The following is a 12,027-nucleotide window of genomic DNA, read 5'->3' as shown; positions in this document are numbered from 1 at the left end:
CATGAGGTGGTCCGGCGTTTGCCCCGTTTTGCTGGGGATATTTGTCGCTCAGTGCCCTTACTGGCCAATCCAGTGCTGCGCATAGCTCTTAATGTCCTCGGTAAAACCGTCAAGGTCGTCAAGGGTAATCACGCTGTCGATAAGCAAATTGGCTATCTCGCGGTGCATTGTGCTGCGGCGAATGTCGTTTGCAATTACGCCTGAGGACAGCTTGTTTCTATTGAGGCTCTCTTCTAGTGCCCAAAATCTACTGGACGCTTCGCTGTCGCCATTCAGTATCTCAACGTACTGGCCGATGAGCTTTTCCATATAACGTTCTTGCCATTGAGGAAGCATTTTCTTAAACAGCTTCCAGTCGCTTTCGGCTACGTCGCGCATATGTCCTCCGCTCGTCAAACGGGCTTTTCATTTGCCTTTCATTCTATTTGGTTTTCGCTCGCAAGCGTGGATGAGAGGCTCTCTTTAGCCTTCGAGATAGGGCTTGAATGGGTCGTATGCCACAAAATGGGCCTATCTACTATGTTTAATTGGATACCCTCAACCATGCCGGGAAAACAAAAAACAAAACCGCAGGTAGAAGGCCTGTCGATTTTCGAAAAGGCGGTCATGGTTGGCCCCATCGAGTTAAACGTAGTAGATGGCCCCATTTCGTGGCGGACCATCAAACGAACGCCGATGCTTGTGCTGTAGCCGCTCCGATCATACGTAAGTTGCGGTGGAATAGTTCCTAGATTCAGCCATTTGCGGGCTAAGCAGGAACTATTTCACCGCAACTGAATTTCAGGCCAGGCACCCGCAGCAAGAAGACGAATAACCTCGGCGAGTATGTAAACGCAGGGCCCTCCGACCCCGCCCGACGATTTCGATTGGCGACCTTTGACGGAGTCAAGGGAGGAGCCAAATCGAAATACGTCGGGCGGGGTCGGAGGGCCCGATGGGATGAATTTCGGCTGAGGCTATTCGTCGCCGAAGCTGATGCCCAACGCCTTGGCCTCGCGCACCAGGTCGCTCTGGGGATCGACATACTTGAGCTTGCCGGCGACCTCCTCGAGCGGCATGTGGCACATCTTGCCGTCGCGCAGGGCGATCATGTAGCCAAACTCGCCGCGTAGGCAGCCAAGTGCCGCCTCGACGCCGCACTGGGTCGCAAAGATGCGGTCCTGGGCGTCGGGCTGGCCGCCGCGTTGCGTGTGGCCGGGGATGGCGACGCGGGTCTCGCGACCAGTCTTGGCTTCGATCTCCTTGGCGATGTCGTAGACAATCGAGGGGCTCGTACGCTCGGCGAGCTTCTTCTTGTACTCCTTCTTGGACAGCGCCGCGTCCTCCTTGGAGATAGCGCCCTCGGCGACGGCTACAATCGTAAAGCGGCTGCCGGTCTCCATGCGATGCTCGATGGTCTTGATGACGTTATCCATGTCGTAGGGGATCTCGGGGATCAGGATGACGTCCGCACCGCCTGCGACGCCGGCGTACAGCGGGATCCAGCCAACCTTGTGGCCCATGATCTCGATGACAAACACGCGGCCGTGGCTCGACGCAGTGGTGTGGATGTCGTCGATGCACTTGGTGGCGACGTCGATGGCGCTTGTAAAGCCAAACGTCAGCTCGGTGCCCCAGGTGTCGTTATCGATGGTCTTGGGCAGGGCGATAACGTTGAGGCCCTCTTCGCGCAGGCGGTTGGCGGTCTTGGTGGAGCCGTTACCGCCCAGCATAAACAGGCAGTCGAGCTGCAGCTTATGATAGGTGTGGACCATTGCGGGTACCTTCTCGATGCCATCGGCCTCGGGAATATCCAGACGCTTGAACGGCGTGCGGCTCGTGCCCAGGATGGTGCCGCCGCGGGTGAGGATGCCGCTTAAATCGGCGGGCGACATGACGCGGAACCTGCTGTAGATAAGGCCCTGGTAGCCGTCCTCAAAACCATAGATCTCGATAGGTTCTTCGCTATTGGTCATAAGCGTTTTGACGATGCCGCGCATGGTGGCGTTGAGCGCCTGACAGTCGCCGCCACTGGTAAGAAGACCGATCCTGAGCATGATGAATCCTTCCGGGCAAGTTATAACATGCGCATAAGTTTACCCCCGCACACTGTTGATACGGGGGTAAAACGTGTTAGCTCAAGCGTATAGAAATGTAAGCAACGTCAGGCGAGCGTAAGGTCGACGGGCCTGGGTCCTTACAGTGCGAAGGCGTCGACGTCGCCCCAGTGGCGGCGCAGCGTAATGGCGGCGGCGGGTTCGGTATTGTCAAAGACGACCGACCATTGCGTATTGCTGGTGATGTCTTCCGGATTGGGCTCTTGCGCTGCGGCACGCAGGGCTTCCCAGACAATCGTTTCGTCCTGGGCACCGACATGGGTATCAAGGACATCGGCGATTGCAACGGCGCGCTCTTTACCATGGCCCAGCTCGCCATTCTTTTGGTTGGGCAGCACTTCGTCGCCATAGCAGGCGTAGAAGTTCGTAACCTGGCGTACAGGAGTCGCTTTGAAAGCGCGGTCCGGATCGCGCGGGTCCCACTCTACTACGCGCGCGTCACCGGCGGCGTCGTTGATAAAGAAGTGGTAATCGCGTCCTGCCATGGCGTGCATGTCGTAGGCGGAAAGCAGGTCGACTGCCTCTTGCGTGGTAGCCGCGCGGTCGAGCACCAGACGGATGGCGAGCGAAGTGTTGATGACGGGCCGTTGCGTGTCCTGGTCACAGGGCTGGGAATCCAGGGTGAGTACGGCAATGGACACGCCGCATTCGTTAACACCGTCGAGCTGGGCAAACGGGCCCATCAACGCCGCAGCGCGTCCGGTGACGGAGTCAAGCGGAGTGTTGGCGCCCAGGTTATTGAGGGCGGCAAAGCCGATGGAGGCATAGCCGCCGCGTGGGTGATTGCGCACCAGCAGCGCCGAGGTGTCGTCTTTAAAGTCGTAATTGCGACCGGTGCGCACGCGGCCTTCGGCATCTACGGCGACAAAAGCGCTGCAGGCAAACTGGGGCGCCTGGACATGTACCGGCACACCGGGCAGCACCTGCGCCACCACGGCATCGATGTAGGCCTGGTCGTCGCGCACGCCAGCGGCGATGATGCGATCAAGATCGTAGTCGTAGGCGATGTCGATTGCGTACAGGTCATAGCCATCCGCGTAGCCGGTCAAGCGTCTGAGCGACGCGGCGGACTTGATTTGCTTGCGGTAAACGATGCCGGCGGCAGCGGCAAAGCCGACGGCGACTCCCGCGCCACCGCAGGCGATGGCAATGTTACGTGGCTTCATGACGGTTCCTCTCGTCCTGTTAGCGCAATTGTCGCAAAAGGGGCGCGGGCATGATGGCTCAACTTGGTGAGCGGTGCGGAATTAAGCACGGAATGAAGAGTGCGGCGCTGGCGTGGCGGGGTATGCTGGAGGGGACCATCAACCCAGCGAAAGGGGAGAGCATGACGGATCAGGAAACGCCCGAGCGCGCGCACGTGACGGCCGATGATATCGAGGCCGCCAACGACCTTATCGACTTTATCGAGGCATGCCCCAGTATGTTCCATACGGCGGCGACCATTATGGCCGAGCTCGACGAGGCGGGCTTTACCTACCTGCCCGAGAATGCGGCGTGGGACATCGAACCGGGCGGGCGTTATTACACGCAGCGCAACACCTCGAGCGTTGTTGCCTTTAAGGTGGGCGAGGACCTGGCCGCGACGTGGGGCGAGGACGGCGTTGCCGGCGACTACCATTTTCAGCTGACGGCGTCGCACAGCGACTCGCCGACGTTTAAGGTTAAGGACGTGCCCGAGCTCGACGGCGCGGGCGAGACGCTGCGCCTGAACACCGAGGCCTACGGCGGCATGATCGACTACACCTGGTTCGACCGTCCGCTGGCACTCGCGGGCCGCGTGCTGGTACGCGAGGGCGACCGTATCGAGAGTCGTTTGCTCGCTACCGAGCGCGAAGTCGCCATCATCCCGAGCCTTGCCATCCACATGAACCGCGGCGTTAACGAGGGCTTTGCGCCTAATCGTGCTGTCGACCTGTGCCCGCTCATCAGCGCCGGTGACCTTAAGCAGGGCGACTTTGATGCTCTGATCGCCGACGAACTGGACGTTGAGCCCGAGCAAATTTTGGGCCGCGATCTGTTCCTGGTCAATCGTCAGGATGCGCGCATTTGGGGCTGGGCCGATGAGTTTATCTCGACGCCCAAGCTCGACGACCTGGCATGCGCCTACACCTCTCTGCAGGCATTTTTGGGTGCCGAGAACGCGCATGACGTCTCGGTCTTCTGCTGCTTTGATAACGAGGAGGTTGGCTCCGAGACCAAGCAGGGCGCCATGTCGACGTTCTTGGCGGACGCGTTGCGCCGCATTAACGGCTCGCTGGGCTTTGACGACGAATCGTACCACCGTGCGCTTGCTGCCTCGATGCTCGTGAGCTGCGACAATGCACATGCCGTGCACCCCAACCACGCCGAGAAGTGCGATGCCCGCAACCAGGTGGTGCTCAACGGTGGCATCGTCATCAAGGAGGCAGCCAACCAGCACTATTGCACCGATGCCTTTAGCCGCGCGGTGTTCCAAGCCATTTGCGATGACGCCGACGTGCCCACGCAGGCCTTCGCCAACAAGAGCGATATGGCTGGCGGTTCTACGCTGGGCAATCTGTCGAACATGCAGGCGAGCATGCATGCCGTGGACGTGGGCCTGCCGCAGCTTGCCATGCACTCGAGCTACGAGACCGGCGGCGTGCGCGACGTGATGTACGCCATCCGCGCCCTCACCGCCTTCTACGAGCGAAACCTAACCATCAACGGCGCCGAAAGCGTGGAACTCTAAACCTGCCAAAAAGGGACAGGTTTATTTTGGCAGGTTTTATCTGGGCAAATGCAAAGGATGAAACCGACCTAGATCGGTGGTACGTGGCCGCTGAGGTGCAGTGCACCTCGGCGGCTTTTTGTGCACAGAGTGCGGCTAATGCTAATAAATGCTATACGTGCTTTACGTATCTACCATTGTATTTTATGATTGGCATAGGAGATGATAAGGAGGAACCATGACTACGGCGTCAGCTCAGATCAACGTGCGTCTCAATGCCGATCTCAAGCGGAGCGGTGATGCTGCGCTCTCTAGCGCTGGCATGACACCGAGCCAAGCGGTGCGTGCGCTTTGGCAACTTGCGGCGTCTCTGGCTGATCGGCCCGGCGCGCTCCAGGACCTCCTTTCGCCCAGTCGTGCCCGGGCGGAACAGCGCGAGCGGGAGAAAGTCGCCAAGCACAAGTTCGAACTCATCGACCGGGGTTCGCAACTGTTCGCTGCTGCTTGCCGTGAATCGGAAATTGACTTGGCTAAGGTGCAGCCCTCGGGCGATGAAGAACTCAAACGGAACGCCTACGCGGATCGCTACGGCGAGGAGATGAGCTGGCTCTGTGAATGAGAATCCAAAGCGCATCTTGGTTGACACCAACGTGTGGCTCGATTACTTCATTCCCCGGCGACGCGGTCGTTCAGCGGCGATTGAGTTTCTACGTGATGCATGCGCGGCTCAAGTTGATTTGCTGTATGCGGCGACATCGTCCAAAGACCTGTTCTATTTGATTTCGAGCGAACATAAGGCGTGGTATCGGCGCGAGCATGGCTCGCTATCCCAAGATGCCTCCGTGGCGGCGACATCACTTGCATGGGATTGCCTCGACGTGTTGTCGCAACTTGCCACGCCGGTACCCTGCGACCTGAGTGACATATGGATGGCGAGCAAGCAGCGTAATCTCCATAGCGATTACGAAGACGATTTAATCATCGCGGCAGCGATGCGCGCAAAGGCAGACCTTCTGGTCACCAACGATGTCAAGCTCTGCTCGCACGCACCAGTCGCCGCAATGAGCGTAGAAGACGCAAAGAATTACTTAGCAACGCTCTAACAATTTGAAGACCTCACAGGTCGAATAAAAGTCAGCGAGAGTCCGCCGTTTGAGTCAAGGTGCCGCGAAATGAAAAGGCGCCGACCTTCTGGTCGCGCCTTTGAAATTGAACGGCAGATTGGCCAAACGGCGGGTTCGTAGCGTCGGCCGGTCCGCCGTTCGTTAGAACGGCGGAACCAATGGGGCTCGCAGCGTCGAGGGGTTCCGGCGTTTGGAAAACGCCGGAACAATCAGTGTTCGATCCAGCAGCGCAGGGTCTCGCCTGCCTGCAGGTGACGCAGATTCTCTGCGGCAATGTCGACCACATTGTCGAGCGTAGCCTCCAAGTGGAACCAGCCCGAGATATGCGGCGTAATGAGCATGTTAGGCGCATCCCACAGTGGGATTGTCTCGGGCAGCGGCTCGGGGTCGGTGACGTCGACCGCGGCACCGGCGAGATGACCCGACTCCAGGGCGGCAACCAAGTCGTCGGCGACCACAAGGTCGCCGCGGCCGCCGTTGGCAAAGAAGGCGCCCGGTTTCATCGCGGCGAAGAACTCGGCGTTCGCCAGGCCGCGGGTCTCGGGTGTGCTGGGCATAAAGGATGCGACGACATCGGCCTCGGCCAGGCGCTCAGACAGGGCATCCATGCCGTCCATGTCCTCAAATACAATGGGGTAGACGAGCGGATGGCGCTTGATGCCGCGGACGTGTGCGCCCATGCTGCGGCAGAGCGTGGCAAAGTGGCCGCCGATATCGCCTGCGCCCAGCACCAGCACGTTGGCATTTTTGAGCGAGGTAACCGGCCCCAAATCCTCCCAGCGATGCTCGCGCTGCAAGTCGTGATAGCCGGGCAGGCGCTTCATCATAGAAAGAACCATGGCAAACATGTGCTCGCTCACGGCCTGGCCATAGGCGCCCACCGAGCAAGACAGCTTGGCGTCGGCTGGCACGGTGCCGGCGGCAAGGTAGTCGTCATAGCCGGCGGTTTGCAATTGCAACAGCCGGAGATGCTCGCATGCCGTGAGCATGTCAGGGTCGATGTTGCCCAGGATCACGTCGGCATCGGCGACCTGCTCGCGCGTGACGGCATCGGCGCTCGTGTAGATAAAGTCCTCGCCCGGAGCACTCGACTCAAGAATTGCGCGATGGCGGTCGTTGACGGGCAACATAACCAGAATGTTCACAAGCAGTCCTCTCCGCTCGACCTGCCAAAAAGGGACAGGTTTATTTTGGCAGGTTATATCAGGCGAAACGTTCAAATAAAACGCCGGGCTTCGCGATGGTTAGCATATCCATCGCGTAGCCCGGCATATCTACAGCTACCAGCTCAGCAGCTCGTAACCATCCTCAGTCACCACGAGCTGTACCTCGCACTGGGCCGAATCGCTGCCGTCCTTGGTGCGCACGCACCAACCGTCACCCTTGCTAATCTTGATGTCGGGCGCTCCGGCATTGACCATGGGCTCGATGGTAAAGACCATGCCCGGGGCCATGATGGTGTCCACATCGGGTGCCTCGGTGGTAAAGCCCACAAACGGGTCCTCGTGGAACTCCTTGCCAATGCCGTGTCCGCCGTACTCGCGCACCACGCTAAAGCCGGCGTCCTCGACCGTCTTTTGCACGGCCTCGGCCATCACGGACAGCGGTAGCCATGGCTTGACGGCCGCCAGACCCGCCTCCACGCTGGCGCGGGTGACGTCGACCAGGCGCTGGCGCTCGGCAGAGACCTCGCCGATGCAGAACATGCGGCTCGAATCACTAAAGTAGCCGTCAAGAATCGTGGAGCAGTCGACGTTGATGATGTCGCCCTCGTGCAGCACGTCCGTATCGCAGGGGATGCCGTGACAGACCACGTCGTTGATCGAGGTGCAAACGCTCTTGGGATAGCCCTCGTAGTTGAGATCGGCCGGCGTGCCACCGTGCTCGACGGTGTAGTCATAGATCATCTGGTCGATCTGGTTGGTGGTCATGCCTGCGGCGATATGCTCGCCCACATAATCGAGCACGCCCACGTTGATAGCCGCCGATCGCTTGATACCCTCGATATCGGCGGGCGTCTTGTAGAGCGTGCGGGGCAGAACCTCCCAGCCCTCTTCCCACAAGCGTTCGAGACGCTCATCAAAGGCGCTATGGCATTTCTTGTATTTCTTGCCGCTGCCGCACCAGCAAGCGTCGTTGCGGCCGGGCACGGGTCCTTTGTCATACATGGCTAACTTCCTTTCATCCGCAGCTAGTATAGACCACTCGCAGAGCAGCTGCGTGCTAGTAGCTCACCTGGCAGGGAATGCCGAGGGCTTGGACGCGCGCAGCAATGGCGTCGAGCGCCTCAGGCGCCGCTTTGGCAAGGCCGGCGATCGGCGTCTCGCGCGCCACCGTGTAGATGGTCGCCTCCTGCGGGCGAATGCGCTCAAGCGCCGCGAGCCAGGGGGCAACGTACTCCTCGCCGGTGTTGTCGATGAGCTTGCCCTGATACTCGCCGGTCAAAAAGATCGTCTGGATAATAACGTGGCCGTCAAAGCTTGCGAACGTCTCGATCTGGTGCTCGACGTCGTAGGGGCCAACGGGCTGGTCGAGCAGCTGGATAAACGCCGGATCGACGGTATCGAGCTTAAGAATGTTGTCGTCGATCATCATGAGCGCGTCGTGCACCTCGGGGCGGTCGGCGCGCGTGCCATTGGAGAGCACGGCGATCTTGGAGTTTGGGGCAAGCTCGTCGCGCAGCGCGACGGCGCCGGCGATGGCCTGCGGAAACTCCGGCGCGGCGGTGGGCTCGCCGTTGCCGGCAAACGTGATTACATCGGGGAGCTCGCCCTCGGCTGCCATCTCGCGCAGCTTTGCCTCGAGCACGTCGAGTACCACGGCGGCTGTGTTGTACGGCTCATGGCAGGGGCGCTCGGCGTTGAGGCCGTTTTCGCAGTAAATGCAGTCGAACGTGCAGATTTTGCCGCTGGCCGGCATCATGTTGACGCCGAGCGAGAGACCAAGGCGACGGCTGCGAACGGGCCCAAAGATGGGGCTGGCATTTAAAAACGTAGACATAGGCATATGCTCCTCAAGACAATTGTGCCTAAGCATAGCATCGGCTCCAAAACAAGGTGCGGGCTCTTGCTTTACAAGTTTCGTTTTTTCACGTCGCTCATGATGCCGTGCCATGAAAAGCCTTGGGTCGGGTACAGTTAATCTGTTAACAAGGCGTAAGGCAATGCGGGTCCATCCAACCGTACTGACGTGCAACTGGATGGGCGTTGATGATGGGGGCACAACATGGATTTTACGGTCGAGAATGCGGGAGGCACGATCGCCTGTCGCGAATATGCCGGCCCGGATGTGTCGCCTGATACTCCTGCTTTGGTGTGCGTGCACGGAGCTTGTGTCGACGGCACATTTTTCGACGGCATCGCTTGTGAGCTCAGCCGCAACTACCGCGTAATTGCCTACGACCGCCGCGGCTGTGGTGACAGCAGCGAAGCGGCAGACGGCAGCTATGATCTTGCCGCCCAGGCCGCCGACCTGCAAGCTGTGATCGAACACGTTGGCGCTCCGACAAATGTGCTTGCGCACAGCGCCGGTACGTTGGTGGCGCTGGAGCTTCTTCGCACCAAACCCCATCTCGTCGCCCGTGCGATTCTGCACGAGCCAGCTGTGTCGGCCGAAGGCGTCGGCATGGGCGCAGCTCCGGTTTTGCTCGATATGATTGCGGCTGGAAAGGTTTCAAGGGCGCTCCGGCTTTTCTTGGGAGCCCTCGGCGACTTGGACCCCGAGGCCCCTGGGACGACCGAAGCGGAAGCCAAACATGCCCTGCGCAATGGCCGCTGCTTCATGGCCAATGAATACGAAACAAATATGACATATGCTCCCGACTGGGAGCGCGCCCGCGCGTCAAAGGCGGTGTCGGCCGTGTTTTTGGGCGAGCTTTCGGTCGGTACGCCCCGCGAGGCTGGTACGCGAGCGGCTGCCGAATATCTCGATTGCCCCCTCGTGACGATCCCGGGCGCGCATAACGGTCTGCGCGATCGCCCCGTTACGGCGGCAAACGCCGTTCGCGATGTCTTGGGGCGTTAGCTCGTTCGATGACCTGTGGGGAGGGGACTGTTAGCGTTTCTTCATTGTTAACGAATGCACCCATAACCGCGCGCTCGCGGCTCCATTACCGCCGTTTGCTAGGTCATAAAATGCAACGATAATCGCGCGTTTGCCTGCAGCTGTTAGATGTTGCCCTTGTACCATTTGGTATGCACCGTTGCCGTGTGTGACGATAGAAAGGGCCCCATATGCTCAATAATCACGAGGCAAATCTAACTGACGAGGAGGCTGCCGCCGAGGTCGCCCGCGTCGCGAAGACCTACCCCGTGGTGCGTTTGCTGTCGGTCGATCAGATTAAGAGCGAGCCTAACTGCCTGCTCGCCGGCGATCGGTGTCCTTGTTTGCGCCAGTCGAGTCTTGAGGCCTTGGCAGACTCCGATGAGGTGTCGGAGAAACTGCTCAGTGATGGTACTGAGTACCGCGCTCGCCTGCGCCCTCTGAAGGTCGAGGGCGAGCCTCACGTCCTGCTGATGGTGCGTCCGATCAATGAGCAAGAGGCTGCAGAAGAGGACCTTGTCTACACCGACGTGCTGACGAGTGTGCGCAATCGCCGATATTACGAGGAAAAGCTCCGCAACGCCCGCATGAATGCCGGCGTTGCGGTGATCGACCTTGATGATTTTAGGGTCTTCAACGATACGTGTGGCCGTCATGCCGGCGACCTTGCACTCGGTGCTGTGGCGACGGCCATACGCAGCGGAATTCGTTCGACTGACGAGCTTGTGCGCTATGGCTGCGACAAGTTTGTGGTCGTCATGCCCAATATTCCCTCCGATGACTTCACCCGTCGCCTGCATCAGGTATCCGACGCCGTTCATGCCACGATTATTCCGGGCCATGAGTACGTGAGATTGACGGCATGTGTTGGTGGCGTTCGCATTCATGGCGAGACGGTCGATGAGGGCGTTGGCCGCGCTGTCCAGTTACTGAGTCGCGCTAAGACAAAAGCCGGTACGGTCGTGAGCGATGCCGATTCCATCGAGGCCTTCCAAAGCGAAAAGCCTTTGGTGCTTATTATCGATGACTCCGAGATGAACCGGGTCATTCTCAACGAGATGCTCAAGGACGAGTATTGCATCCTCGAGGCCGATAACGGTCGTACGGCGCTCGACATGGTCGACCGCTATGGCGATGAGTTGTCGCTCGTGCTGCTGGATATTGTCATGCCGGGCATGAGCGGCTTTGAGGTGCTGGCCGATCTGTCGCGCCGATCGGTTAGTGACAATCTGCCTGTCATTATGATCTCGAGCGAAGATTCCGACGATGCGGTTCTGCGCGCGTACGAGCTGGGCGCCTCGGACTATATCAGCCGCCCGTTTGACTCCCGTGTCGTGCGCCGCCGTGTAAGCAACACCATCCGCCTATACGCCAAACAGCGCCGCCTGACGAACCTACTGTCCCAGCAGTACAACGAGCGCGTCAAGAACAGTCGCATGCTCATCGACATCATGGCCGGCGTCATGGAGCTTCGCAATGGCGAGAGCGGCAGGCACGTTACGAACATCGAGAAGCTGACCGAGCTGCTGCTTGGCTGTCTGGTCCAGCGTAGCGGCACGATCTCCCTCGACAATGAGGAACGCTCCACGATTGCCTTGGCTTCGGCGCTGCACGATATCGGCAAGATGTCGATTGACGATGCGATTCTCAACAAACCCGGGCGCCTTACGCCCGAGGAGTTCGAGATTATGAAGACGCATACCACGATGGGCGCCGACATGTTGCTTGAGCTGGGCCGCCATCACGTCGGCAATGCGCTTATGGAATATGCGTACCAGATTGCGCGTTGGCATCACGAGCGCTGGGACGGCAAGGGCTATCCCGATGGCCTTAAGGGCGACGAGATTCCCATTGCCGCGCAGGTGGTCTCGGTGGCCGACGTGTATGATGCGCTGACGAGCGTGCGCGTGTACAAGGACGCTATCCCGCACAAGGAGGCGATCCAGATGATCCTGGACGGTAAGTGCGGTACCTTTAACCCACTGTTGCTCGACTGCCTGCTCGAGGTACAAGACCGTATTGCCGAGACGTTGGCACGCCCCGCCGACGTTGTCGCGTTTCCCACGATTTAGTT

The 12,027-nt window shown here is 59.4% G+C and carries 11 protein-coding genes; 5 read left to right on the top strand and 6 right to left on the bottom strand.

All coding sequences use genetic code 11. From position 1 onward, the window contains the following. Nucleotides 1–57: 57 nt before the first annotated feature. The 3 genes from I4W09_RS04130 to I4W09_RS04115 form a co-directional block, all read right to left on the bottom strand. The gene (locus I4W09_RS04130) at nucleotides 58–378 is read right to left on the bottom strand and encodes a multidrug transporter (protein ID WP_195543977.1); all 321 of its coding nucleotides are present in this window, start codon (nucleotides 376–378) and stop codon (nucleotides 58–60) included. 578 nt (nucleotides 379–956) lie between these two features. Further along, the gene (locus I4W09_RS04120) at nucleotides 957–2,036 is read right to left on the bottom strand and encodes a 6-phosphofructokinase (protein WP_196032142.1); all 1,080 of its coding nucleotides are present in this window, start codon (nucleotides 2,034–2,036) and stop codon (nucleotides 957–959) included. A 140-nt stretch (nucleotides 2,037–2,176) separates the two neighbouring features. Beyond that, entirely contained in the window at nucleotides 2,177–3,262 is a 1,086-nt protein-coding gene (locus I4W09_RS04115) for a carcinine hydrolase/isopenicillin-N N-acyltransferase family protein (RefSeq protein WP_195520689.1), read from the bottom strand. A 161-nt stretch (nucleotides 3,263–3,423) separates the two neighbouring features. Here I4W09_RS04115 and I4W09_RS04110 point away from each other — a divergent pair, with 161 nt between their 5' ends. The 3 genes from I4W09_RS04110 (at nucleotide 3,424) to I4W09_RS04100 (ending at nucleotide 5,891) form a co-directional block, all read left to right on the top strand. Continuing rightward, nucleotides 3,424–4,809: a M18 family aminopeptidase gene (locus tag I4W09_RS04110; protein WP_196032139.1), complete on the top strand. Its 1,386-nt coding sequence runs from the start codon at nucleotides 3,424–3,426 to the stop codon at nucleotides 4,807–4,809. A 217-nt stretch (nucleotides 4,810–5,026) separates the two neighbouring features. Beyond that, nucleotides 5,027–5,407, top strand: a complete 381-nt coding sequence (locus tag I4W09_RS04105; protein ID WP_161115069.1) for a hypothetical protein — start codon at nucleotides 5,027–5,029, stop codon at nucleotides 5,405–5,407. Continuing rightward, nucleotides 5,400–5,891, top strand: coding sequence for a type II toxin-antitoxin system VapC family toxin (locus I4W09_RS04100; RefSeq protein WP_271756704.1), 492 nt, complete (start codon nucleotides 5,400–5,402; stop codon nucleotides 5,889–5,891). Before I4W09_RS04105 ends, I4W09_RS04100 begins: the two co-directional genes overlap by 8 nt. 230 nt (nucleotides 5,892–6,121) lie before the next feature. On the opposite strand, the gene I4W09_RS04095 is transcribed toward I4W09_RS04100, so the two are convergent. From I4W09_RS04095 to I4W09_RS04085, 3 genes are all read right to left on the bottom strand, one after another. Continuing rightward, nucleotides 6,122–7,057, bottom strand: a complete 936-nt coding sequence (locus I4W09_RS04095) for a D-2-hydroxyacid dehydrogenase (RefSeq protein ID WP_271756705.1) — start codon at nucleotides 7,055–7,057, stop codon at nucleotides 6,122–6,124. A 135-nt stretch (nucleotides 7,058–7,192) separates the two neighbouring features. Continuing rightward, nucleotides 7,193–8,080, bottom strand: a complete 888-nt coding sequence (gene map, locus I4W09_RS04090) for a type I methionyl aminopeptidase (RefSeq protein ID WP_055286839.1) — start codon at nucleotides 8,078–8,080, stop codon at nucleotides 7,193–7,195. Nucleotides 8,081–8,135: 55 nt separating this feature from the next. Further along, entirely contained in the window at nucleotides 8,136–8,912 is a 777-nt protein-coding gene (locus I4W09_RS04085) for a radical SAM protein (protein ID WP_196032129.1), read from the bottom strand. A gap of 225 nt (nucleotides 8,913–9,137) precedes the next feature. Here I4W09_RS04085 and I4W09_RS04080 point away from each other — a divergent pair, with 225 nt between their 5' ends. Both I4W09_RS04080 and I4W09_RS04075 read left to right on the top strand, forming a co-directional pair. After that, the gene (locus I4W09_RS04080; protein WP_196032126.1) at nucleotides 9,138–9,935 is read left to right on the top strand and encodes an alpha/beta fold hydrolase; all 798 of its coding nucleotides are present in this window, start codon (nucleotides 9,138–9,140) and stop codon (nucleotides 9,933–9,935) included. Nucleotides 9,936–10,144: 209 nt separating this feature from the next. Further along, the gene (locus tag I4W09_RS04075; protein WP_196032123.1) at nucleotides 10,145–12,025 is read left to right on the top strand and encodes an HD domain-containing phosphohydrolase; all 1,881 of its coding nucleotides are present in this window, start codon (nucleotides 10,145–10,147) and stop codon (nucleotides 12,023–12,025) included. Nucleotides 12,026–12,027 lie beyond the last annotated feature (2 nt).

The sequence above is a fragment of the Collinsella aerofaciens genome, assembly GCF_015670795.1.
Lineage (GTDB): Bacteria > Actinomycetota > Coriobacteriia > Coriobacteriales > Coriobacteriaceae > Collinsella > Collinsella aerofaciens_Q.
Note: the sequence above shows the minus strand (reverse complement) of the source record. Positions and strands in the feature narration are given on the sequence as shown.

Excerpts from the sequence above, each read along its gene's own strand:
- I4W09_RS04115 (WP_195520689.1), bottom strand. The coding sequence starts at position 3,262 with ATGAAGCCACGTAACATTGCCATCGCCTGCGGTGGCGCGGGAGTCGCC.
- I4W09_RS04120 (WP_196032142.1), bottom strand. The coding sequence starts at position 2,036 with ATGCTCAGGATCGGTCTTCTTACCAGTGGCGGCGACTGTCAGGCGCTC.
- I4W09_RS04130 (WP_195543977.1), bottom strand. The coding sequence starts at position 378 with ATGCGCGACGTAGCCGAAAGCGACTGGAAGCTGTTTAAGAAAATGCTT.
- I4W09_RS04085 (WP_196032129.1), bottom strand. The coding sequence starts at position 8,912 with ATGTCTACGTTTTTAAATGCCAGCCCCATCTTTGGGCCCGTTCGCAGC.
- I4W09_RS04080 (WP_196032126.1), top strand. The coding sequence starts at position 9,138 with ATGGATTTTACGGTCGAGAATGCGGGAGGCACGATCGCCTGTCGCGAA.
- I4W09_RS04075 (WP_196032123.1), top strand. The coding sequence starts at position 10,145 with ATGCTCAATAATCACGAGGCAAATCTAACTGACGAGGAGGCTGCCGCC.
- map (WP_055286839.1), bottom strand. The coding sequence starts at position 8,080 with ATGTATGACAAAGGACCCGTGCCCGGCCGCAACGACGCTTGCTGGTGC.
- I4W09_RS04105 (WP_161115069.1), top strand. The coding sequence starts at position 5,027 with ATGACTACGGCGTCAGCTCAGATCAACGTGCGTCTCAATGCCGATCTC.
- I4W09_RS04110 (WP_196032139.1), top strand. The coding sequence starts at position 3,424 with ATGACGGATCAGGAAACGCCCGAGCGCGCGCACGTGACGGCCGATGAT.